This is a genomic window from Porphyromonadaceae bacterium W3.11 (assembly GCA_030434245.1).
Taxonomy (GTDB): Bacteria; Bacteroidota; Bacteroidia; order Bacteroidales; family Porphyromonadaceae; genus Porphyromonas_A.
In genome coordinates this window covers 13,456-36,518 of record JAUISX010000003.1, presented here as the reverse complement: position 1 = coordinate 36,518, position 23,063 = coordinate 13,456, and the positions used below count along the sequence as shown (strand labels likewise).

Sequence of the window (23,063 nt, the reverse complement as noted above, 5' to 3'; positions counted from 1 at the left end):
TCTTAATGTTGTGAATATTCCGTAAAGTTGTTGTATAGCAATATATAGTTGATTTATATCTGTAATTTCTGTAATTAATTATGGTAAATAGGATGTTTTTATTATTTGTGAACTTTGTTTTTATTTATACGATATTTCTTATTTTTTTTCATGAGATATAATCTATACATTTGGACACTATTCAAGATAAGAAAGGAATTTTTAACCACAAACACGAGAAATTAACAACTATGAGAAAAACCATTTATGGTATCTTCAGTTTGTTCTTGCTCATATCCTGTACTAACCAAACAGGTCCAGAGCTGAGAACAAAGAGTGATGAAGTACAGTCTGTTATTATGGATGAGTATTTTATCCCTCAGTCAAAAGCGAAACAGATCGCTGATAACTTTTTCCCTGACGGAGAATTAGTTTTGGTCGGGGCCGAAACAGCTGAGGCACTTAGATCTTCTACAACTAAGGATCTTCCAGCTTATTACATTTTTAATAACTCTAGTAACGGTTTTGTGATTGTTTCTGGGACTGAAACAGCCTATCCAATTCTTGCATATTCTCAAGAGGGTAGTATAGATATTAATAATTTGCCAGATGGACTTAGATATTTGCTAAACCAATATTCTGGAGATATTAATATTGCAAGAAAAGGTGGAGTACAACCTAGCGAAAAGATAAAGAGACTAAGATCTTATCTTAATCTCACGTGAGTTCGATGTAAGAAAAGGATATAATATTGTTAGTCGTTAGATGTTCTAACAGTTTAAAATAGAGGAGATTATATTAGGAAAAGTGGTAAATTATTTGTATCTTTATAACTGATAATCAATAAGATAAACAAATAAAATACCACTTTTATGTTCACAAATATAGTTGAAGTTTTTTGTATTCTAGATGATTTCTCCAAAAAGTTTGATCAGGTGATGAAGGCTCATTCTATGGAAACTGGTCAGACAAAGAGAAGAAGAAATAGGAAGTTTAAGCTTTCTGACAGTGAGGTGATGACCATTCTCATAATGTTTCACCACTCTCATTACCGTGATTTGAAGTCTTTCTATCTGAAGTACATTTGCACACAGTGTCACTCTCTTTTTCCCGAAACGGTCTCCTATAATCGCTTCGTGGAGTTGCAACAAAAGGTAGCCTATAAACTGATTGCTTTTCTCAATATGTGCTGTTTGGGGGAGTGTACAGGCATCTCCTTCATTGACTCTACACCGTTAAGGGCTTGTCATATTAAGCGAGAAAGGAGTCACAAAACAATGAAGGGGTGGGGTGCAAAAGGAAAGTGTACAATGGGATGGTTTTATGGCTTTAAGCTACATATAGTCATCAATGACAAGGGAGAGATTATCAAATATCAAATCACTCCTGGTAATGTTGATGATAGGGCTCCACTCAAGGACGATGCCTTCACAAAGAAGCTTTTTGGGAAATTAATAGGAGATAGAGGATACATCTCTCAATCTCTATTTGACAAACTCTTCATTGATGATATACACATAATTACAAAAATCAAGAAGAATATGAAGAATTCACTTATGTCCCTTTACGATAAAATTCTTTTGCGAAAGAGAGCTATTATCGAAACCGTGAATGACTTACTAAAGAACGTCTGTCAAATTGAACATACAAGACATAGAAGTGTGAATAACTTTGTCGTTAATCTCATCTGTGGTTTAATTGCATACAACCTAATGCCTAAGAAGCCAGAGCTGAATTTAGAAATTATCAAAAAAACTAACGAAATCGCTATCGCTTAGGTCGAACTCACGTTAATCTCAGAGCAAAGGATCCTGCTGGAGAAGTGGTAGTAGAGCCATTGTTAGGAGATATTGCGTGGGATCAGATGCCACATTATAATGCTCTTGCTCCTAATCCCCAAGTACCTATAGGTTGTGTCGCAACAGCGACATCCCAAATCATGAGATATTGGGAGTATCCAGAAAAAGCTATAGGAAATTATTCATATCGATCTAAGATCTTTGGAGTGATATCCTTTGATTTTAATCATACATTCGATTGGGAACATATGCCTAAGGAGACCTTGACCGAACCAAATGAGGATATCGCTATTCTTTGTTATGGTGTGGCAGTTTCAATTAATATGAATTTTGATTATGCTTACAATGGCGGTAGTGGTGCTATTCATGGTGATGTACCTCCTGCTCTATATCGTCATTATGGTTATCCTAAGACTGTCCAAAACGTTCGTAGAAGTGATTTCGATGATGCTACATGGACTCAGATGCTTAAGAAAGAGTTAGATAATCGCCGTCCTGTACAATATGGTGGTACTGGTTCCGGAGGAGGTCACTCTTTCGTTCTTGACGGTTATGACTCTACAGACCTATTCCACGTAAATTGGGGTTGGGCTGGACAGTCTAATGGTTGGTTTAAGTTGAATGCATTAGATCCAGATGATCTTGGTACTGGTGGTGGATCAGGTGGGTTCAATAAAAATCAGGATATGATTATCAATTTTGCTCCACCTGCTCGCATTGATGGTGACCATAATGATTTAATTCAAGATGACGAAGAGACGGACCATGCTATACTAGATAATGGTGTTAGCTATGATGAGGTTTATGTCCCTAACGTGCTAGATTTCTATATCCGTTATACTAAGTTCGGTACCTTAGCAACCACCTCAAGAGGTTCTGGATATTCGGCATATTTGGATAAGGCTATTGACGTAGTCGCTGGACAAAACCTAGACTTTACTATCGAATATGTGCAGAATGCTGATAAGGTATTCCCAAAGATTGCGATTTTTATTGACCTCAATGACGATGGTAAGTTCGATGCAGACTCTGAGATGATGTACGACACACCAATTGGTGAATATAGTGAGTTACAGAGTGGTAGCTATTCAATTAAATCAGATGTTAAGAAAGGTCTACACCGCATGAGAGTCATTAATTATAATGCACACCTTAAAGACCCTAATACCAAAGTATTAATCAATGGTGAAGTTGAGGATTATTACGTTAATGTCAAGTAATCAGAATTATTATGAAAAGAATATATAAGATATCAGCACTGTTAATGGCATCTATGATGCTCATGTCAGCTTGCTCAAAAAAGAATAATGAGATAGACGCACCAGTGCCTGGCGTGTTAAGAGTCTCTTCATCAAATATCGAGGGCCTTCGTACTCAAGGAAATGCTTGGGAAGTAGGTGATGCTATCGGACTATTTACCTATACCTCTGGTGAGGAACTTTCAGAGAGTAGCCTTTACGATAATTATAGTAACATAAAGTTTATCACGAAAGTTGGAAATGGGGTCTTTACGCATGAGTCCAATCCGATCGTGCTACCCAAGGTTAACTCGGTAGATGTTGTTGCTTATTACCCATATAGTGCCGATGTTAAGGACTTCAAATACAGCTTTAATAATAGTGATCAGAGCAATCATGCTAAGATTGACCTGCTCTATGCTAATGATGCGAAAGAACTTAGCTCTAGCAAGTATAATGCGGAGATGACATTCAAGCATCAGCTGACAGCAATCCAAGTGGAGCTTAACACTAATGGTGTCGAAGTCGTGAACCCTGTACTAACACTAAAAGATGTGCTAGTGGATGGAACAATGTCTATTATAGACGGAAGTATAACTACAGGTGCTACTATGGACAGCCCGTCTATTACTCTAACTGAGAAAAGTGCTGAGGGGAAAATGTTAGGCAGTATGATTTTGCCACCTCAGAAGTACGAAGGTAAGATGTTGACCCTAAAAGTGGATGAAAAAGTGTTTGAGGCTAAAATTCCTACTTTTACTTCATTAAGTGGCTATCGTTATGTGTTAACTATCAATTATGTAAAAGCCGATGGCAAGGTACAGCTTCGAGTCTCAGGAGCGAATATCTCAGATTGGAATGAGGGAGAAACTCTTCCTGGCGTCGATGTCAATGATGGTGAGATCACGGTAGAGGTAACCCAAGTAACTGTTACACCCGAAACTTCGACAATGAAAGTGGGGGAGTCTATGACGCTTGCTTATAATGTGTTGCCAGAGACTGCAACTGACAAAAGCGTAACATGGGCAAGCTCTAACGATGCTGTAGCTACAGTAGAGAATGCTGTTGTTAAGGCCATCGCTGCTGGATCTGCAACTATTACAGCTTCCTCCAAAAATGGAAAGAAGGGGACTTGTGTTGTAACAGTGAAAGCAGATAATCCTGATAAGTCTATCCCAGATGTGCCAGGTGAGAATCTATAACCCTAGAAGAGTATTTTAACGATGAAAAAGATATATACATTAGTTGTCTCTCTACTGCTCCTCTCTATTGCAGGGTGTATTCAGCAGAGGGAAAATATGCAAGAGTTAGAGCAAAAGGCGTACGATGGTACCCTTACGCTAACCACATATGCACCCTCGTGGGATGCCGAGACCCGTGCCATGGTTAAGGAGCAAGAGGGATCATTGGAATTGATTTCCTCATTCAAGTCAACAGACAAAATTCGTCTCTTTGTCGTACAGGCAGAGAAAATTCATGATTTAGGAGATGTCGCTTTTGCTTCACTATCTGAGGACGGACAGGTGGCTAAGCTGACTATTACCCTTCCTGATGATGTAGATGCCACTCAGCCTGTAGATATTATAGGCTATAATGGTCTTAATCAAAAAAGAATTAAGATGGTTGATGGTCATCCAAGGGTTAGTGCCAATGCTTTCTTGCATCATGATATAGAGAAGTTTGATGCCCCTGTTTATTTCCGTGTGAAAGGTTTAGTTCCATCTGAGGAAGCAATTACTGAAAGGTCAGTGAAGTTTGAACACTTAGGAGCCTATGCAATTGTTCACTTTGAGAATAAAAGTGCCGAGACGATTAAAGGTAAAGTGACGATTTCAGAGGTAAGTAGTTATGGACCGAAAATGTCATGGGCTTATATGGATGGCTATGATAGTTCACAAGGAGGGTCAGTTTATTATCAGTATGATATCATTACTGGTGAAGTGATAACCAATACAGAGAGAATTATGGCTGATTGGTATCAGGAACCTGATATTGAACCTAATGAGACGAAGTCGGTTATTTCTTGGATGTTACCAAGAGATGGTGCTACGATTCCAAACCTAGTCCTTGATTATGTGAAAAAAGGTGACTATAAGTCGATACAATCAAAAGGGATGATTCCTGGGAAGTCTTATGGCATGCAAGCGGGTAAAGTGTACCATGCGTATGGCTATTGGGATGGAGAGGCAGTTGTCTGCATAGATCCTGAAACAGATGAGGTCCGTCCTCAAGCTTTCTTTTCAGTGACTACCAATATTCCAGTAGGGAAAACTATTACATTGAAAACTTACACTCCTTACGGATCAGATGCATGGGTTGACCTCAATAATAATGGAGTCAAGGATGTTTATTATGAAAATGCTCCTAAAAACTTTAGTCCAGCTACTCTTACGGTAAAGGATCCTAAGATTACATTCTATGGGGCTTTTGAGTCTATAGAGATTGTTAAGCAGGGTATTACAGAGGTTCACTCAAGTCCAGTGGCACCGGTAACTCAGATTGACCTTCGTGATAATGAATTGTCCAAAGAGGCTCTAAATACACTTTTTGAAGAGCTGCCTGATATTAATAATATAGAAAAGTCAATCTTGTCTCCTAAGACGCTTAAGATAAGCGGTAACCCTGGAGCAGATAGGTGTAATGCTAAGGTCGCAATAAAGAAAGGATGGATTCTTGACGTGCTTATTGTCGATGAAAGCCAGCCTTATGGTATGCTTGGTCTTGGATCGTATGGGTCTAAGGATTTTTATATCATTATCGATGCTCCTGAAGAAAGTCGGGAAAATGTCTGGATTGATCTTAATGGAGATGGAGAGAAGAATGAAGGCGAAAAGGTAACTGTCTTTGGAAATCTATCCAAGTACACAGCACTTAATGATAATGTAGTCTTTTATGGTGATATTACTACTATTAACCTTATTCAGGGTAATGCATTTGCTTACTTTGGAGGCAATAATGATAAGTTGAAGTATCTTAACTTAGCCAACACAGGCGTGGTCGCTGCCGTAACTAAGGGGCATCCTAACCTAGAGGTTCTTAACCTAAATGGCAATAAACTCTATACCGAAGCTGTGCCTCTAGATGTTTCTAATTTGACAAAGCTTAAGGTCCTCGATATTGGTAATTGTGAGGCAGGTCAAATTGATTTTTCTAATAATACAGCACTTACTTATCTCAATATAGAGGGTAATAAAATGGAGGCATTAGACCTCACCCCATTGACTAAGATTAAACAGTTGATCTGTAGCTCTAATAAAATTAAGACATTAGATATCTCTAAATTGACAGATCTAATTCACTTAGAGGTTACACAAAATGAGCTATCCTCAGAGCAAGTAAATGCTATTATTGATGCTCTCCCAGATCGTACTGGAAAGTCTAAGGGTGGTTTTTGGATTGCTAATAATCCAGGGACTGGTACAGGTAATTTCCATATTGCTACTGGTAAGAACTGGACCGTTGATGCTCGTAATAGTAAAGCCGATAATAAGGTTCGCCGTCCTATTATGGAGGGTGAAGATTGGTAAGTATAATCATAGAACTAAGATAGATTTCAATGAAAAAGAATATTGTATATACATTACTAATGCTCTGTGTCCTCTCCTTTGTAGCTTGTAGCACTAAGGAAAATAGGATACCCAATGAGCAAAATGTACTAAGCATAAACCTAAGCCCAAATGCTGAGGATCGTGCCATTATCAAAGACCTCAACTCTAAGAATGTATTCTTTAAGTGGGAGGTGGGAAACTTTGATATGAATGTGGTCTTCAAGCAAAAAGATTTTTTGAAGATTGTAAAAGGAATAGAAATAAAGGATGCAAAAGGCGAGTTCTGCTCGTTTGACGTTACTTTGCCTGAAGGCATTGACCCACAAATGCCATTTGACCTATACGGTATTGTTGCAGAGCAGGTTAAGGTAAGAGATGGCAAGATATTGGTGGGCGTCGGAGCACACGGTCTTTACGAGCTTAATAATAACTCTGCTAATCGTGATGGTGCCGTACCAGTATGGTTCAAGAGTGAAGGCGTAAGCTTAAAGAATACTGAAGTGAATGCTACATTTGAGCACCTTGGTGCCATGGCTGTGGTGACGATTAAGAATACAAGCGATAAACCTTTGAAAACGGCTGGCTTTGCTGTTCGTCCAATAGATGGAGCACCTGAGTTTTATCAGAAAGGGTCTCACCCATTTTATGGTAATGATGAACTGCCATACGTAGATCTTATGAATCTTGACAAAGCTCCTGAAAATATCCTAACAAGGGTGGTCTATCCAAGTGTGGATATTCAGCCAGGAGATGTGCAGTATGTAGGTTTTTGGTTTAGACCAAATTCAGAGACTACACCAGCGGTTAATTTAGTTGCTTATAATGCAGAGACTCGCCAGCCTATCGTCTCTACTAACACCCGATCAGAGCGTCCTACAGCAATGCAGGCAGGAAGAGCATACAACATTTACGCTACTTGGGATGGTACTAATCTAGTAATGCAAGATCAACCGATCGAAAAAGAATTACCAGCTGAGCAACCTAAAATTATCTTTACTACCAATCAGGAGATAGGCGAAATGATACCTCTTGTCATTGGTGCCGCTAGCCCTCAAGCAGAAAGAAATGTCTGGATTGACCTTAATGACAATCAAAAACGTGATGCTGGGGAATATGTGACTGATTTCGCGAATGAAATGAGTGCTAAAAATGCTCATAAATATAAGTTAGGGGCTAAGAAAATTACCATCTACGGTGATGTGGTGGATTTTGCCTTCATTGGTATTGCAAATAAAGAAGGTATGTATGATACAGAGAAGGGGCTTACATCAATTGATGTTTCGGAGAATAACTTACTAGACCAACTTTTCGTCTATGGAAGTAAGCTTGGATCTGTAGATCTTACTGCCAATACTAAGCTTAGAAGAGTAGGATTTGAACATTGTGGCATAAATACCTTTAAGATGCCAGAGACAGCTGAAGGGTTGCAAGAGCTATACCTAACAGGTAATAACTTAACAACGATTGATATCTCGGCAGCTACCAATGTATTAGGGTTCTCCTTGTCAGAGAATAAACTGACTCAGGTGACTTATCCACGTTTCACAACATTGTGGATTGCTGATATTTATAGCAACCAACTAAGTGCAGCAGCTCTAAATCAGCTGTATAACAGCCTTCAAAAAGCTGGTCAGAAGTATGCTGAGTGGTTCTACACCATCGAAGTTTATGATAACCCTGGTGTGGCAGGAGCTAATCATGCCGCAGCGAAAGCAAAAGGTTGGACTGTTATTACTGGGAATCAAAATGCTTCCGAAGCTAACACTTCATCTATAAGCATGGGACAGCAACGTATGTCTAGGCCATTAAAAAACTACGTAAAGTGATTAGGATAATCTAATTATCAAAAGTAGAGGAGAGCGAAATACTCAATAGTATTTCGCTCTCTTTTTTTATCAATAAAAGGATGATACACATATAATATTATATATCGTGTGAACGTTGTAGGACGTCATCCACCGTCTTTCTCTTTTTAGATATGAGTTTTTGTTTTTTATCTTGGTACATTCCCTGAATTGGTAGTTAGAGAGCTAATATCTTTTTCATGATGTATCCGCTCTTAGTTCTTTAATCATTACTCTTATTCACATTTTATTGATGCTAAAATATATCCATTGGGGTGTTTGTCGATAAATTCAATAGGTGATATTCTAGTTATATGAAGGAGAAAAGTTTCCTATAGGAAAAAAATATGCTCCTAATAGGACGGAGATATCTTTTATATAGGAAGAATCTTTGCTCCTTATCATGAACTTTTTCTATGAGGAGCATTTCCATTTTGTTATTGGTCTTTGTTCAGTAATAAAGGTGTGAAAACAAAAGCAATGTTTTTCATGTGGATAGATCTGTTTAATGTATATTGTGTTGTAGAAATAAATTTGATTTGCCTTTATATCAGCGTTCTATTTGTTGTCATTACACTAATGTGGCTACTATATTATCCGTTGATAAAAAGCTAAAAATAAGTGGCCGTTATTTATATTCAGTAATTTGTTTTGCAAAATACTGATTTTTTCGTATCTTGTCCACAGAAAGAGAGAAGAATGCTTTTTTAGTTATGGATTATTACATTATATATTACTTATGAAAGAGAGTTTGATGAAGACCAAGTCGCAGATGCGAAAGGGGATTATGGAGTATGCTATACTTCTGATCCTCAAGCATCGTAAGGCTTATAGTGCAGACCTTCTGGATATACTCAAAGAGAATGATCTCATCGTCGTAGAGGGTACCCTGTATCCACTATTGATACGTATGAAGAAGGAGGGGTTTATTGAATATAGTTGGATGGAGAGTACTTTGGGACCTCCGCGCAAATATTATTTTATCACAGAGGAGGGAGAAGCTCTTCTAGGAGATCTCAGAAAGTTATGGGTTGCTATGCGTGATTCTATTGATTCACTTGATGTCGATAATCCTGAGTGGAAGGAGAGAGCGACAAGAGAAGGAATTCGATTATCATCCGAAGAGACTGTTGTTAATATTGCTACAAGCGATATCATGAGTTTTGATTCTGATGGCCATAGTGATGCAAAAGATGCAGAAGGAACAGACGTTGAAGATAATACTATTGAATCATAATTTAGAAGAATCATGAAGAAGACAATTAGCGTAAATTTAGCGAATCGCAACTTTTATATCGAAGAGGATGCGTACAATATGCTGGATGAATATATTAAGACTATCCGGAATTACTATCGTAATCTAGATCCTGATGGCGAGGTAGCACAGGATTTTGAAGCAAGGTTATCAGAGCTCTTTGATGAGAAGCTACGTTTAGGATACACTGTAATATCTGTCTCAATGGCTAATGATGTTATTAGACAGCTGGGTAAAATAGAGGATTTGCGAGACGAAGCTGTGCCTGGAGCTGAGGGGGAAAGCCCTCAAGATGAATCTCACTCGTATGAATCCGATGCACAAAGTAGTAGTCAAGACTATGCTACTACTGGTGATACTTATGAGCATGACAAGACGCATCGTAAGCTCTTCCGTGAGCCACGAGGTAAGATTATAGCTGGCGTTTTGTCAGGCGTTGCTCATTATTTAGATACTGATCCGATGCTGATACGCCTTCTGTTCATTATCTTATTGTTTACGCCCGTCCATATGGTGGTTGTGATTCTTTATATCGTTGGCTGGATTTTTATTCCAGAGGCTGTCAGTGCTGCCGATCGGTTGGAGATGGAGGGCAAGGAGGTCAATTCAGAGAATCTATGGACCAAGATTTCTAGTGATGCCGTTGACGAGAATAGTATTAAGTCAGATGGAACAATGAGCAAAGGCATTATTGACAATCAGCCAGTAACGAAGAAGTCTTCTAAAAATTGGGTGTGGTGGATCTTGGCATTTATAGCATTAGCTGGTGCTATAGCTACTCTAATCTGGTTGATTCAGGCTGTTGATAATGGTTATTTATTACAATTTGACTTTTTGCCACCAGCCTTTGATACAGGTATAACCATTTTTGCTGCTATTCTATTAGCACTATTTGCGATCGGATTGGGACTGCTTATCATAGGGCTTATAATTTATGTGTTAGGTATCTTACCAATCGGAATAATCATTAGATCCAAGAAAATGTCATCATCATTGAAGGTTCTATTGATTATTATCTGGGTAGTATTATTAACTGTTTGGATTTGGTAATGAGCAAATTATGTCTATTTTCATGTCCGTTTACACTAGGATTAGCTGTTAAATTTCAATAAATCCGAGTGTTGGTCACGATTTTATACATATCTTTGCTTCGTATTTAGTTCATGGCGAGTTGCAAATTATTATATGGCAATGAGCTTAATTTATAACTAGAATTTATTTTAAAAAATTATGAAGAAGTTTTTTTTAGCTGCTATTCTTAGTATTTTTGCTGTAGCAGCAATGGCGCAAGATCGTCCAACCTATATCATTAATGCTGGTTATCAAGGAGCCAATTTGCATTACAATGACAAGGAATCTGACAATAAGATGAAGCCAGCTTTCCGTGTTGGTGTTGCTGTAGATTTCCCAGTTTACTATTTCGGAGCAGGAGAATTATCTATTCAGCCAGGTCTTTATTATTCAGCAAAGGGTTCTAAAGTAAGCAATAAACTTTATGAGTACAATGTTAATCTAGGTTACATCGAAATGCCAATTCTTGCTAATGTACGTTTTGGCGTAACTCAAGATGTGAATGTATTCGTGAATGCTGGTCCATACTTAGCTTATGGTGTTTATTCAAGTTCTTCATCGAAGTTGTTGGGTAAAGAAGTAGGTAAAGAAGGAGACGCTCTTGATTTATATAAGGATGCGTTCAAGAAAGATGGTGCCCTTAAGCCATTTGATGCTGGTATTCAAGTAGGTGCTGGTGCTGAGTATAAAAGAATTATGCTAGCAGTTGGTGGTCAGTTCGGTCTATCAAATATCAATAATGTTGCAAAAGACGATTTTAAGACTACTAACAGCACATTCTTTGTAACTCTTGGTTATAGATTCTAATATCAGGAATTATAGATAATATGTAGTATCGAAGGTACTACAATTGAATAGAGACGCTGGGCTTTTCTGAAATGGAGAGCTCAGCGTTTTTATTGGTCTTTTTACAATAGGTCAGTTCAATAGCATGCATATTAGTTTCTCTTGAAAGATTATGGGGGTTGCTTTTTAGTCTTGCGGTTTATATTTATATTTGCGTATTCAAAAAATGTGAAAAATCATAATGAGATCATATCTTAAGAATGAAATGATATTTAACCTAGAAGATATTCTCGCTGCGAGTTGAAATGATTTTTCAATCAGTGGCATGAAAGAGAGTTGATACTGAGAATACAATAAATGAAGATGAATTATAATATCCGCATAAGTCAGGGTTGTTTTATTAGAGTAGGATTACTCGTGAAAAAATCTTAAGCCTATATGAAAAGTATGAATAAAAGAGTGGACTTTCGGGCCTTTATTAAGCCAGCCACTTCACCTAAATGGTGGTTATCATGGGGTCAGTTATTATTGGGTAGTACCATAATGGCTGCTGCCTTTGTTTATTTTATCAACCCTTATAAATTATCCCCTGGAGGGGTCTATGGGGCTAGTGTGGTCCTTCATAATATATTCCCCTCAATACAAGTGGGTACATTTGGATATATGTTTGACATCCCATTAATCACGATTTCCATAATTTTATTAGGAAAAACCTTTGGGATACGCACAATCGTCTCAGCATTGACGGTTCCTGCTATCATGAATGTTATGACCTATTACTCTTATGGAAAAGATAAAGAAGCCATTGCTGCTTTGGATCCAAGTCAATTACTGGGTGGTATCATGGATCTTTCAGATCACATGATATTGGCGACAATCTTAGGTGCTGTTATGGCTGGGATAGGTAGCGGTATCATTATTCGAGCCAAAGCGACATCAGGTGGTACTGACCTAATCGCGATGTTGATGCAGAAGTATTTGCGAATCCCTTTTTCATCAGCTATATTTATGGCTGATGGATGTGTAGTATTATTTGGATTGATTGTACTTGGTTTTGGAGTTGGACTAAAGGAACCAAACCCTGAGCCTATGATGTATCTAACATTTTACTCACTTCTAGCCATTTATATTACCTCACGTACCGTTAAATTTGTGCTGAATGGAACAAAGAATGATAAGGTAATACAAGTGATTACGGATGAACGTCCAACAGAACTTCATGACTATATTATTAATGATATAGACCGAACAGCGACAATCACAAAATGTAGTGGATTGTATTCTAAAAAAGAAAAGGAGGTCCTAATGCTTGTGGTACAAAATAGAGAAGTACTGAATATTACGAAGAAAATTAAGCAAGTGGATCCCAAAGCGTTCGTAGTGGTATCGGACTGCTATGATGCCTATGGAGAAGGGTGGAAGATACTTCCTGAGCATGATGAGATTGCTCCAGAATAACGAATATATATGATTTTATACTTGTGATTATGAAAAGGTTTTTTTTAGGAATTGTTTTTATGCTAGCGGCGGTTGTCGCTATGGCACAGTATCGTCCGACTTTTATCGTTCATGCCGGCTATCAGGGAGCCAATATTTATAATATGTTCGATAATGCATATGTTGGTGACATGAAGCCGGGCATAAGACTTGGTGCCACAATGGATTATACCATATATAAGCTTGGTTTTGGGGAGATTTCTATCCAGCCAGGTCTTTATTATTCAACTAAAGGGACTAAACTATCAGATGCACCTACAGTAAATCTTAGGTATCTAGATCTACTGGTCTTAGCAAACTGTCGTTTTGGGGTCAGTGAGTATGTGGATTTCTTCGCTAACGTTGGTCCATATGTGTCCTATGGTTTTGCAAGTAATATATCAGGAATTGTCGCTGAAAGTAAACATGATATTGGGGATGATGATCGTGACTCGGAAAATCTTTTTAATCCATTTGATACAGGTATTCAAGTAGCTATAGGGACTGAATACAAAAGGATTCAACTGACGGGTGGAGTTCAGTTGGGCTTTGCCAATATTGCGAAGAGGAGACTTGGGGCAGATGATATAGGTTTAAAGGCCAATAGATCCTTTTTTGTGATGCTTGGCTATCGCTTTTAAAAAGAGATAGTGTTTTTATCACTTTAATTACTCACGAATACTGAGCTTTTCATCTCTGAAGAGCTCAGTATTTGTTTTATGTTTATGCCTTATTTTCTAGTCGTAACGCAAGGAGTATAAAGAACGAGGTAAGTCATTTGAAAAAATGAGTGTAGCCATGATTAGCTAAACAAGTATGAGTTCAGCAGTTTAAGATAAAATGGTTAACTTTGTCACTATTAGGGGAGGAGTAAATACATTAGAATTTTTATAATCTAACTTAGATATTACGCGTTATATAGATGTTTAATAATTTATCTGATAGACTAGAGAGATCCTTTAAAGTCCTTAAGGGAGAAGGATCTATTACAGAGCTAAATATAGCTGAAACGATCAAAGAGGTACGTAAAGCACTTCTGGAAGCTGACGTTAATTACGATGTAGCAACAGACTTTACAGATAATATCCGTAAGAAAGCTATTGGTGAGAAGGTCCTCACAGCTGTGAAGCCAGGTGAGCTTATGGTGAAGATCGTTCATGATGAGCTTACGACCTTAATGGGTGGTGAAACGTCAGAGCTGGAGCTTGATGGGAAGCCTAATATCATATTGATGAGTGGTCTCCAAGGATCTGGTAAGACCACCTTTAGTGGAAAGCTCGCAAAGTATCTGAAGGAAAAGCGAGGACAAAAACCTATGTTGGTAGCTGGAGACGTTTATCGCCCTGCAGCTATAGAGCAGCTAAAAGTAGTCGCTAGCCAGGTTGATGTGCCAGTGTACTGGGAAGAAGGAAATAAAAATCCTGTAGAGATTGCTGAGCATGCTATCGATAAGGCTAAGAAAGAGGGGTATAGCACGGTCATAATTGATACCGCAGGTCGTCTAGCTGTTGATGAAGCACTGATGACAGAAATCACCAATATTAAGAAAGCTGTTTCGCCAACAGAGATTCTTTTTGTGGTGGACTCCATGACTGGTCAGGATGCTGTCAATACAGCGAAGGAGTTTAATGATCGACTGAATTTTGATGGGGTTGTGCTTACTAAGCTGGATGGTGATACTCGTGGTGGAGCCGCACTATCTATCCGGACGGTGGTAGAGAAGCCAATCAAATTCATCGGTACAGGAGAGAAGCTAGAGGCTATAGATGTCTTTCATCCAAAGCGTATGGCTGATCGTATTCTGGGGATGGGTGACGTGGTGTCACTTGTGGAAAGAATGCAAGATCAGTACGATGAGAAGAAGGCTGCTGAACTTGAGAAGAAGATCAAGAAGAATGAATTTGACTTCAATGATTTCCTTGACCAGATTAAGCAGATCAAGAAGATGGGAAATCTTAAGGATCTGATGGCGATGATTCCTGGTGTTGGTAAAGCTATACGAGATCTGGATGTGGATGATAATGCCTTTAAGGGTATTGAGTCTATTATCTATTCAATGACCCCAGAGGAGAGAAGTAATCCTAAGATTATTAACGGAAGTCGTCGTAAGCGTATTGCTGATGGTAGTGGTACAGATGTGGCGGCGGTTAATCAATTGTTGAAACAATTTGAACAAGCAAGAAAAGCTATGCATCTCCTTAGTGGTGGCGGAAAAGGCAAAATGGCTAGGGGTATGAATATGGCTCAAATGCAGAAACAAATGCGTAAAAGGAGATAAGCAGAGGAATCTGTATTGAATAAAATCGATTTATTGAACAACCTTATACTTATTGACTTGTTCTATAACTAGATGAGAGTGAAGGTTGTTATTCAATCAAATAAAAAATAAACTAGAGTATGGAAGAAAAATATACGTTGTTAGATGGTAAGAAGATCTCTAAAGAAATGAAACAAGAGATCGCGGCAGAGGTGAAAAAGATAGTTGATGCGGGGCATAAACCTCCGCATTTGGCTGCCGTACTTGTTGGGCACGATGGGGGCAGTGAAACGTATGTGGCTTCAAAGATGAAGACATGTGAGGAACTTGGCTTTAAGAGCTCTCTTGTTCGTTATGAGAATGACGTGACAGAGGATGAGTTATTGGCTGAGATAGAGAAGATGAATAAGGATGAGGATCTAGACGGATTCATCATACAGCTACCTCTGCCTAAGCATATTGACGAGCAGAAGATTATTGAAGCGGTCGATCCTAGTAAAGATGTAGATGGGTTTCATCCTATAAATGTGGGTAAAACAAGTATTGGATTACCTAGCTTTGTTAGTGCTACACCATCTGGTATCTTAGAGTTGATGAAGAGATATAATGTGGAGACTAAGGGTAAGAACTGTGTGATCCTTGGTCGGAGTAATATCGTAGGCAAACCAATGGCTCAGCTGATGATGCTGAAGGGTTATCCTGGTGATGCAACCGTGACCGTATGTCATAGTCGTACTAAGGATATTGCTTCCTTTACTCGTAATGCAGATATTATCATTGCGGCATTGGGCTCACCAGAGTTCCTTACTGCTGATATGGTCAGTGACGGTGCCGTTGTCATTGATGTCGGTACTACACGTGTGCCTGATTCATCTAAAAAAAGTGGTTTCAAGCTAACTGGTGATGTTAAGTTTGATGAGGTAGCTCCTAAGTGTTCATTTATTACCCCAGTACCTGGAGGTGTAGGACCTATGACCATCATTTCGCTGATGCGTAATACTCTTATTAGTGCGTATCGTAGAAGAGGAATGACAGAAAAGTAACTAATCACATCTAAGTAGAGGGGAAGAAGAAAGACTGTTTATGAAATTACATAAGTCAATAATAGCTAAAAGTCTGATATTATTCATTTTAGCCGCAGTGTTGGTGACTATTAGCTATCCAAGGAAGGTCAAGTTCATATATGATTATGCGATTGATCAGCCATGGAGATACGAGGGCGTTCTAACAGCTCCGTATAACTTCCCCGTTTACAAGAGCGATGCTATGCGGGCTGCGGAGCGAGATAGTGTAGAACGATCTCGGATATATTATTACAAGATTCAGCCCGATGTGCGTGTCAAGGAAAGAAATAGACTGACGGAGGACTTCTCGAAAGGGAAGTTCCCCGACGCTCTGACTTCACGCTATATGAAGTATTTGCTTAGATCTATGGATGAGGTCTATGCAAAAGGAATCCTATCGATCGAGGCTTATGATGAGGCTAGCCTCTTGGAGACGTCATCGCTATATCTAGTAGATGATAAGAACGTGGCAAAGCGTAGAAATCTCTCAGAGATGCTAACAGCCCGTCAGGCCTACGAGTTGATACTTGATCAGCTTCCGAAAGATATGGATGAAGACGTTCTAAAAGGGATTCATCTCGAGGCATATCTTGCGGTAAATCTACAGCTGGATGAGGAGAAAACAAATCAGATGCATAACGCCCGACTTGCTTCTCTAACTGATATTATTGGCTCGGTCCAAAAAGGTGAGAGGATCGTGGGGCAGGGTGATATGGTAACACCTGAAATCTATCAAGAGCTAGAGGCTTATAAGAGGGCTCATGAGGGAGTTAAGAATTCTTCCAGAGATAATGCTCTTCTCTTTACAGGACAGTTCGTCATTATTCTCATATTATTCATGGTGCTGTACATATTCTTTCTAGTGTTCCGCCCTGATTTTTTGAGGAATTTCAAGAATGTCTTTTTTATCGTCGTTCAGATTGCGACGTTCACTATCCTCACTTATGTGTTGGTTCCGATTGAGCCAGCTGTAGTATATATAATTCCGTACTGTACGGTGCCTATCTTGGTGCGAATCTTTTTTGATACACGTACTGCTGGTTTGACTCACTTGGTGATGATTTTGCTTAGTGCATTAGTGGTTCCTTCACAGATGGAGTTTCTTTTGGTTCAGTTTGTGGCTGGACGTAGCGTGATATACACCCTAAAGAATCTATCACAGAGGTCAGATCTTATACGTACTAGCTTTACGGTATTCTTTACCATGCTAGTAACATATAACTTCTATATGCTCTCTAATGAAGGTGGTGCATTTAGGTTTGATTGGATATTGCCGATCTATTTTGCTATTAACTTTGTATTCCTAATGTTTACCTATATCATGGTTTATGTTATAGAGCGAACATTTGGTTATGTCTCAAATATTAGTCTTGTAGAGATAGCGGACATTAATAAACCATTATTGAGGCAGTTAAGCGAAGTCGCACCTGGTACCTTTCAGCACTCTTTAAATGTTGCTACCATTGCTACAGAAGCGGTAGAGGAGATAGGAGGAGACTCACGGCTCATTAGAGCGGGGGCGCTATATCATGATATTGGTAAGATGCGTAACCCTACCTACTTTACCGAGAATCAGGGTGCGGTCAATCCTCACGATCAGCTAGATTATGATGAGAGTGCAAGGATCATCATAAGGCATGTGACAGATGGTATAGAGATGGCTGAGAAGCATAAACTACCACAAGTATTGATCGACTTTATTCGAACTCATCACGGTTTGGGAATGACAAAGTACTTCTATATTAAGTATAAAAATGAGCATCCTGATGAGATTATTGATGAGTCGGTCTTTAGGTATCCAGGTCCTAATCCGTTTACGATGGAACAAGGAGTGCTCATGCTCGCTGACGCTGTTGAAGCCTCGTCACGAAGTCTTAAGATCATTAATGAACAGATCATATCGGAGCACATCGATAAGATTGTTGATGGTATAGTTAATGAAGGACTTCTGAAGGATACACCGCTGACATTTAAGGATATTGGTACCATCAAATTTATCTTTAACGAGAAGTTGAGAAATATGTATCACTCAAGGATTGATTATCCAGAATTGAAGGCTACAGACACTTCCATCGTTTCGGAACATAGCGAAAAATAGTAATGACTAAGGGTATGGCGAAAAAGTTGGACATCCCATTAGCTATAACAGATGAAGAGCTGGTGAAGAAGCTCTCAGATAGGAAATATCGTGAAGCGGCTTTTGCTTATCTAGTAGATCGTTATTCCCAACAATTGTATGCAGTGATACGTCGCATAGTGTATCGACATGAGGATGCGGATGATGTCCTCCAAAACACTTTCATTAAGGTTTGGAAGAATATTAAGTCGTTTAAGGGCAATTCAAAATTATCAACTTGGATGTACTCAATAGCGACAAATGAAGCACTTTCATTTATTCGAAGAGAAAAACCTGAGCGGAAGTTGCCTATGACGACAGAAGACTATGATATAGCGGAGACGCTTATTAGCGACCCATATTTTGATGGGGATGAATTGGAGGCTCAATTCCTAGCGGCTATTACTGAACTTCCCGAGAAACAAAGATTGACTTTTGAGCTTCGTTACTTCGAGGATCTTCCATATAAGGAGATATCGGAGATTACTGGGACTAGTGAAGGTGCCCTCAAGGCGAATTACCATCACGCAGTTAAGAAGTTGAAAAAGTATTTGAATTTGGATGAGGAATAGATTAAACTATTGCGTGGGTCTGTTGTCAAATGTGTAAATGGAATAAATGATATATATTATGGAGGTGACTTTATGAACAAGAATAACCAAAAAAGGCGGTCTTCGGTTGATAGTAACCCTCTTCATCCATTCGTTACTCCAGAAGGATACTTTGAAGATTTCAAAGTAAACATTATGGAACGAATTAAAGATGAGGAACAAGTGGAAGTTACCACGAATAACAAAATAAATCACAAGACGATATGGTACTATGTCGCTGGGATAGCAGCGGTCATTGCAGTTGTTCTTGGGGTTAACTTTCTATCCTTTGAGGAGCAGAGTCAGGACTTACAAGCAAACCAAGTAGAACTTCTGTCTGAGGACGAGTTTGAACAGTTTTTAATCGATGAATCTGCGGATGATTATTGGAGGATAATTTTATTAGAGAGTGAGGGAGATGAGAATATGATTGGTAGCTCAGTGGAGTATTAAGTTCGGTAAGTGGCTTTTTATTTTATTGGTATATCAATTTCAAAATATTTAGTGATCAAGATGAAGAAGACGATATTATTAAGGCTAAGTTTTATAGTGAGTGTGTGGCTCTGTTTTGCGGGACTCTCTTTTGCTGCCTATGATCAATTCCCTGTGCCATCGGGAGAGTTTGGTATGGAGAAGCTTTCTGAACAACAGCGAAAGAAGAAAATGCATAAGTTCCAAGAAGATCGTCTCAATTATATTGTAGAGATAGCAGACCTTAATAGTGATGAAAGGGAGTGGCTGGATTTGGAACTCAAGAAGTTTGATAATGCTCGAGCCGAGGTCTGGATAGAAATGAGGAAGGTGAGATCTACTATTGAAAAAAGTGGAGCCGACGTGACGGATCAGAAATATACTGAATGCCTTAATAATCTCATTACTTTGCATCAAAAGATGGGCGAGATACATGAAAGGTTTGTAAAAGAGCTACAGAATAAGTTTACACCGAAGAAGGCTTATATAACCTTTGATGGAATACGTTCGTATAATGATAGGGTAGCTAAAAAAGTGAGGCGAGACTAAACGACGAGGAAAATATATTAAGAGAGCAAGTACCGAAGGGGCTTGCTCTTTTTTTATTATATTTGTATTAAAGCTTATTTCAATGAATTATGGATAGGAAGGATAATATTTTAAGTCGCTTCGAGCACTATCTTCGATATGAAAAGAATCTATCTGATCTATCGATAAATGCCTATATGGGAGACCTTTTACATTGGTTGTCGTTAGAGAAAATAGATACTCAAGATGATGATATATTGACTTCCTTTTTGCTCTCCATTGATGTTCGCAAGGCGAGGAAATCATTGATTAAACTTATGAGTGTGGGGGATACTCCGCGCACAGTAAGACGTCGTATGAGTGCATTGAGAAGCTTCTATGGTTACCTACATAAGTTAAATCTGACCGAGAATAATCCCTTCTTAAATGTTAAAGTTCCTAAGAGTAACCAAGTATTACCGACCTTTATTAATACTGATGTCCTAAGTAAAAGGATCGAAGAGTTATATCATACGGCTGAGGTGGCAGACAATGAAGAGACTCGACAATTAACTTGGAAGCAAGCGTTTGTCGTAGATCTTCTTTTTCAGACAGGGATGCGTTCCGCAGAGCTTAGGGGATTAAAACTGGATTCTATAGATTTAGAAGGAGGAAAGATCAAAGTGTTAGGAAAACGAAATAAGGAGAGAATAATACCAATAGGCCCTTTTATTTCTGAGAAAATAAAATTATATTTGTCTTATAGATCTCCCAAAAAGACTAGTGAGTCTTGTTTCCTTCTAAACGAAACGGGTGAACCTGCAAGCGACGTTTACTTATACAATATGGTGCATTCGGCTTTGGAGCCCTTGCAACAGTACTCTAAAAAAAGTCCACACGTCCTAAGGCATAGTTTTGCAACTGCCTTGCTTAATGAAGGAGCTGATCTAATGAGTGTAAAAGAGCTATTGGGGCACGAGTCCATATCAAGTACAGCTATATACACACACACTACCTTTGAGGAGCTTAAGAAGATGTATAACGCTCACCCAAGAGCAAATAAAAAAATAAATAAAAAGTAAAAGCTATGAAGATTAAATTACAATGCATTAATTTTGATGCAACCGAACAACTTAAAGAGTTTGTAGAAAAAAGGGTGGGAAAGCTAAGTCGATTCTATAGTGATATTATCGATGCAAGTGTAGTGCTAACCGTTGAAAAACCAGAGCAATCAGAAAATAAACGAGCTCGCATTACACTTTCTATTAAGGGTCCAGACCTTTTCAGTGAGAAAAAGGCTGATACATTTGAGGAAGCTGTTGTCGAGGCATGCGATGCCCTTGAGGTTCAGCTTGAAAAGCATAAAGCAAAAAAATAATTTGTCTATCAAAATAGTATTTCAAAGGGGTAAAACAATGATTGTTTTGCCCCTTATTTCTTTCCTGATGGTGCGATTTTTTGTGATTTAGTGCTTTTTTGTGTTATTAGTGGGTAGTGTCCCCAAAAGTGTGTACGGCAGAATGCGTCTCTGAAAAGGTAGTGTCCCCAAAAGTGTGTACGGCAGAATGCGTCTCTGAAAAGGTAGTGTCCCCAAAAGTGTGTACGGCAGAATGCGTCTCTGAAAAGCAAACCTACATATTTTTTCGCTTTGTTTTCCATAAACATTAAAGATAGACCAATAAAGAATTAAGGCAAGGCTGTCGTAGCACCGCGGAGACACCGCCTTGCCGTATTCTTTTAGGTTGATATCTTTGTGTTGGAAAATAAAGCACATTGTTGTTATTTACTTTTCATTGTTCTTCCTAAGTCCAAGAGTTAGATCTCCTATTCTTTTCTTCAGATAGTTTGCATTGATTGCAATACTACCTATCAAGTGTAGAGCGGATTCTACGCTAGGTAATGCACATTTATATCGAGCCCCTTTCTTTACCTGTCTATTGAAGCGTTCTATCCAGTTAGTACTATGAATGTACTTGCGAACACTGACGTCGTATTTTAGGTATGTGAAGTAATACTCTATCCTCTGACCGTTAGCTATTTTTGTGAGAAAAGGATAGCTCTTACGCCATCTGAACGCAAAGTTTTTAAAGCTCTCTAGGCCATCTAAAGGTGAGCTTCTTGAGCCGTCTTTACTAAAGACCTCCTGTAGATCACTTGCGATGGCTGACTTATCTCGAGGGCGTATCTTTCGAGTTATTTCTCGCTGTAGATGCACCGTGCAGAGCTGGACTTCCACTTCTGTAAAGTGCTCACGTGCAACCTCTTCAATGTTATTCAACCCGTCTGAAATGATTAGTCCTACCTCTTCGAGTCCTCGGCTTTTTAGATCCTCAAAAAACTCGCCCCAGATGCCGCTTCCCTCTGTTGGATTATTATAGACACCCACGATGTCTCGACGTCCTTCGCTATCTAAACTCATCACTACAAAAAATGCCTCCTTGCTCACACTTTCTCCTCTCCGTACAGGAAGATATGTAGCATCGATAACAAGTGCCTCTAAAGTCCTCGGTAGACGTCTTTGACGCCACTCTTCTACTGCTTCTTGGGTCGATAAGGAGAGACGATTGATTTGACTCGTACTATAACGTTTACCATACAAACGCTCGAATACTCCAGAGATATCCTCCATCGTATTACCGCAGCTATATAGATAACCTGCTAGTTCTCCCATCTCTTTCTCTTGATCTTTGAGAACGCCTAAAATCAAGGGCATGAAGCCCTGCTGTCGAGTTCGGGGTACTCGTAATTCTAGCATATTACCACTCGCAAAGATGCGACGGGGGCGGTATCCATTGCTCACATCGCCACTATCTTCTTTATACAGTTCCCTCTCCCCTTGCATCGCTATTTCGATGATTAACTCCATTAAACGACCAACTCCATTTGGCTCTGTCATCACGTTTGATAGAATTTCCTTAAATTGCATTTGTGTAAGTCTCATCTTCTTGTTTATCTTTTGTTTTTAACTTTTCAAAGATAACATTCTTGGGACTTACACACTTTTTGGGGACAGTATCTATTAGTGGTCTTTTTTTTTACCGTTCTGAGAAATTTTGGGTATC

General features: G+C 38.9%; 20 protein-coding genes. 19 read left to right on the top strand and 1 reads right to left on the bottom strand.

What is annotated here, in order from left to right; translation table 11 throughout:
* Nucleotides 1-230: 230 nt before the first annotated feature.
* The 19 genes from QYZ87_05210 (at nucleotide 231) to raiA (ending at nucleotide 21,379) form a co-directional block, all read left to right on the top strand.
* Entirely contained in the window at nucleotides 231-704 is a 474-nt protein-coding gene (locus QYZ87_05210; GenBank protein ID MDN4753929.1) for a Spi family protease inhibitor, read from the top strand.
* Between the two features lie 147 nt (nucleotides 705-851).
* Nucleotides 852-1,757 (top strand): IS982 family transposase, encoded by a 906-nt coding sequence (locus QYZ87_05205; protein MDN4753928.1) that lies wholly within the window; start codon nucleotides 852-854, stop codon nucleotides 1,755-1,757.
* Between the two features lie 44 nt (nucleotides 1,758-1,801).
* Entirely contained in the window at nucleotides 1,802-2,998 is a 1,197-nt protein-coding gene (locus QYZ87_05200) for a C10 family peptidase (GenBank protein MDN4753927.1), read from the top strand.
* 11 nt (nucleotides 2,999-3,009) lie between these two features.
* Nucleotides 3,010-4,218, top strand: a complete 1,209-nt coding sequence (locus QYZ87_05195) for a fimbrillin family protein (GenBank protein ID MDN4753926.1) — start codon at nucleotides 3,010-3,012, stop codon at nucleotides 4,216-4,218.
* A 21-nt stretch (nucleotides 4,219-4,239) separates the two neighbouring features.
* Nucleotides 4,240-6,543 (top strand): hypothetical protein, encoded by a 2,304-nt coding sequence (locus QYZ87_05190; protein MDN4753925.1) that lies wholly within the window; start codon nucleotides 4,240-4,242, stop codon nucleotides 6,541-6,543.
* Between the two features lie 29 nt (nucleotides 6,544-6,572).
* Entirely contained in the window at nucleotides 6,573-8,390 is a 1,818-nt protein-coding gene (locus QYZ87_05185; GenBank protein ID MDN4753924.1) for a hypothetical protein, read from the top strand.
* Nucleotides 8,391-9,147: 757 nt separating this feature from the next.
* Nucleotides 9,148-9,645 (top strand): PadR family transcriptional regulator, encoded by a 498-nt coding sequence (locus tag QYZ87_05180; GenBank protein MDN4753923.1) that lies wholly within the window; start codon nucleotides 9,148-9,150, stop codon nucleotides 9,643-9,645.
* Nucleotides 9,646-9,657: 12 nt separating this feature from the next.
* Nucleotides 9,658-10,713, top strand: a complete 1,056-nt coding sequence (locus QYZ87_05175; protein ID MDN4753922.1) for a PspC domain-containing protein — start codon at nucleotides 9,658-9,660, stop codon at nucleotides 10,711-10,713.
* Between the two features lie 180 nt (nucleotides 10,714-10,893).
* Nucleotides 10,894-11,541 (top strand): porin family protein, encoded by a 648-nt coding sequence (locus QYZ87_05170; protein MDN4753921.1) that lies wholly within the window; start codon nucleotides 10,894-10,896, stop codon nucleotides 11,539-11,541.
* 426 nt (nucleotides 11,542-11,967) lie between these two features.
* A complete protein-coding gene (locus QYZ87_05165; GenBank protein ID MDN4753920.1) occupies nucleotides 11,968-12,978 on the top strand; it encodes a YitT family protein in 1,011 nt (336 codons plus the stop codon).
* A 29-nt stretch (nucleotides 12,979-13,007) separates the two neighbouring features.
* A complete protein-coding gene (locus QYZ87_05160; GenBank protein MDN4753919.1) occupies nucleotides 13,008-13,637 on the top strand; it encodes a porin family protein in 630 nt (209 codons plus the stop codon).
* A 281-nt stretch (nucleotides 13,638-13,918) separates the two neighbouring features.
* Nucleotides 13,919-15,274, top strand: a complete 1,356-nt coding sequence (ffh, locus tag QYZ87_05155) for a signal recognition particle protein (GenBank protein ID MDN4753918.1) — start codon at nucleotides 13,919-13,921, stop codon at nucleotides 15,272-15,274.
* Nucleotides 15,275-15,393: 119 nt separating this feature from the next.
* Nucleotides 15,394-16,296 carry a bifunctional methylenetetrahydrofolate dehydrogenase/methenyltetrahydrofolate cyclohydrolase FolD gene (gene folD / locus QYZ87_05150; protein ID MDN4753917.1) on the top strand — a complete coding sequence of 301 codons (903 nt, stop codon included), beginning with the start codon at nucleotides 15,394-15,396 and terminating at the stop codon, nucleotides 16,294-16,296.
* 40 nt (nucleotides 16,297-16,336) lie between these two features.
* Entirely contained in the window at nucleotides 16,337-18,415 is a 2,079-nt protein-coding gene (locus QYZ87_05145; protein ID MDN4753916.1) for an HDIG domain-containing protein, read from the top strand.
* A 14-nt stretch (nucleotides 18,416-18,429) separates the two neighbouring features.
* The gene (locus QYZ87_05140; protein ID MDN4753915.1) at nucleotides 18,430-19,005 is read left to right on the top strand and encodes an RNA polymerase sigma factor; all 576 of its coding nucleotides are present in this window, start codon (nucleotides 18,430-18,432) and stop codon (nucleotides 19,003-19,005) included.
* A 72-nt stretch (nucleotides 19,006-19,077) separates the two neighbouring features.
* Nucleotides 19,078-19,476, top strand: coding sequence for a hypothetical protein (locus QYZ87_05135; protein ID MDN4753914.1), 399 nt, complete (start codon nucleotides 19,078-19,080; stop codon nucleotides 19,474-19,476).
* 60 nt (nucleotides 19,477-19,536) lie between these two features.
* The gene (locus QYZ87_05130; protein MDN4753913.1) at nucleotides 19,537-20,043 is read left to right on the top strand and encodes a hypothetical protein; all 507 of its coding nucleotides are present in this window, start codon (nucleotides 19,537-19,539) and stop codon (nucleotides 20,041-20,043) included.
* A gap of 89 nt (nucleotides 20,044-20,132) precedes the next feature.
* Nucleotides 20,133-21,083, top strand: a complete 951-nt coding sequence (locus QYZ87_05125) for a tyrosine-type recombinase/integrase (protein MDN4753912.1) — start codon at nucleotides 20,133-20,135, stop codon at nucleotides 21,081-21,083.
* A gap of 5 nt (nucleotides 21,084-21,088) precedes the next feature.
* Entirely contained in the window at nucleotides 21,089-21,379 is a 291-nt protein-coding gene (gene raiA / locus QYZ87_05120; protein MDN4753911.1) for a ribosome-associated translation inhibitor RaiA, read from the top strand.
* 405 nt (nucleotides 21,380-21,784) lie between these two features.
* Here raiA and QYZ87_05115 read toward each other — a convergent pair whose 3' ends face one another.
* Nucleotides 21,785-22,927, bottom strand: coding sequence for an IS256 family transposase (locus QYZ87_05115; GenBank protein ID MDN4753910.1), 1,143 nt, complete (start codon nucleotides 22,925-22,927; stop codon nucleotides 21,785-21,787).
* Nucleotides 22,928-23,063 lie beyond the last annotated feature (136 nt).

What these genes read in the sequence shown, in the direction of transcription:
- QYZ87_05145 (MDN4753916.1), top strand. Translation starts at nt 16,337, where the DNA reads ATGAAATTACATAAGTCAATAATAGCTAAAAGTCTGATATTATTCATT.
- folD (MDN4753917.1), top strand. Translation starts at nt 15,394, where the DNA reads ATGGAAGAAAAATATACGTTGTTAGATGGTAAGAAGATCTCTAAAGAA.
- QYZ87_05130 (MDN4753913.1), top strand. Translation starts at nt 19,537, where the DNA reads ATGAAGAAGACGATATTATTAAGGCTAAGTTTTATAGTGAGTGTGTGG.
- QYZ87_05115 (MDN4753910.1), bottom strand. Translation starts at nt 22,927, where the DNA reads ATGCAATTTAAGGAAATTCTATCAAACGTGATGACAGAGCCAAATGGA.
- QYZ87_05125 (MDN4753912.1), top strand. Translation starts at nt 20,133, where the DNA reads ATGGATAGGAAGGATAATATTTTAAGTCGCTTCGAGCACTATCTTCGA.
- QYZ87_05185 (MDN4753924.1), top strand. Translation starts at nt 6,573, where the DNA reads ATGAAAAAGAATATTGTATATACATTACTAATGCTCTGTGTCCTCTCC.
- QYZ87_05190 (MDN4753925.1), top strand. Translation starts at nt 4,240, where the DNA reads ATGAAAAAGATATATACATTAGTTGTCTCTCTACTGCTCCTCTCTATT.
- QYZ87_05135 (MDN4753914.1), top strand. Translation starts at nt 19,078, where the DNA reads ATGAACAAGAATAACCAAAAAAGGCGGTCTTCGGTTGATAGTAACCCT.
- QYZ87_05175 (MDN4753922.1), top strand. Translation starts at nt 9,658, where the DNA reads ATGAAGAAGACAATTAGCGTAAATTTAGCGAATCGCAACTTTTATATC.
- QYZ87_05165 (MDN4753920.1), top strand. Translation starts at nt 11,968, where the DNA reads ATGAATAAAAGAGTGGACTTTCGGGCCTTTATTAAGCCAGCCACTTCA.
- ffh (MDN4753918.1), top strand. Translation starts at nt 13,919, where the DNA reads ATGTTTAATAATTTATCTGATAGACTAGAGAGATCCTTTAAAGTCCTT.
- QYZ87_05170 (MDN4753921.1), top strand. Translation starts at nt 10,894, where the DNA reads ATGAAGAAGTTTTTTTTAGCTGCTATTCTTAGTATTTTTGCTGTAGCA.
- QYZ87_05180 (MDN4753923.1), top strand. Translation starts at nt 9,148, where the DNA reads ATGAAAGAGAGTTTGATGAAGACCAAGTCGCAGATGCGAAAGGGGATT.
- QYZ87_05210 (MDN4753929.1), top strand. Translation starts at nt 231, where the DNA reads ATGAGAAAAACCATTTATGGTATCTTCAGTTTGTTCTTGCTCATATCC.
- QYZ87_05205 (MDN4753928.1), top strand. Translation starts at nt 852, where the DNA reads ATGTTCACAAATATAGTTGAAGTTTTTTGTATTCTAGATGATTTCTCC.
- raiA (MDN4753911.1), top strand. Translation starts at nt 21,089, where the DNA reads ATGAAGATTAAATTACAATGCATTAATTTTGATGCAACCGAACAACTT.
- QYZ87_05160 (MDN4753919.1), top strand. Translation starts at nt 13,008, where the DNA reads ATGAAAAGGTTTTTTTTAGGAATTGTTTTTATGCTAGCGGCGGTTGTC.
- QYZ87_05140 (MDN4753915.1), top strand. Translation starts at nt 18,430, where the DNA reads ATGGCGAAAAAGTTGGACATCCCATTAGCTATAACAGATGAAGAGCTG.
- QYZ87_05195 (MDN4753926.1), top strand. Translation starts at nt 3,010, where the DNA reads ATGAAAAGAATATATAAGATATCAGCACTGTTAATGGCATCTATGATG.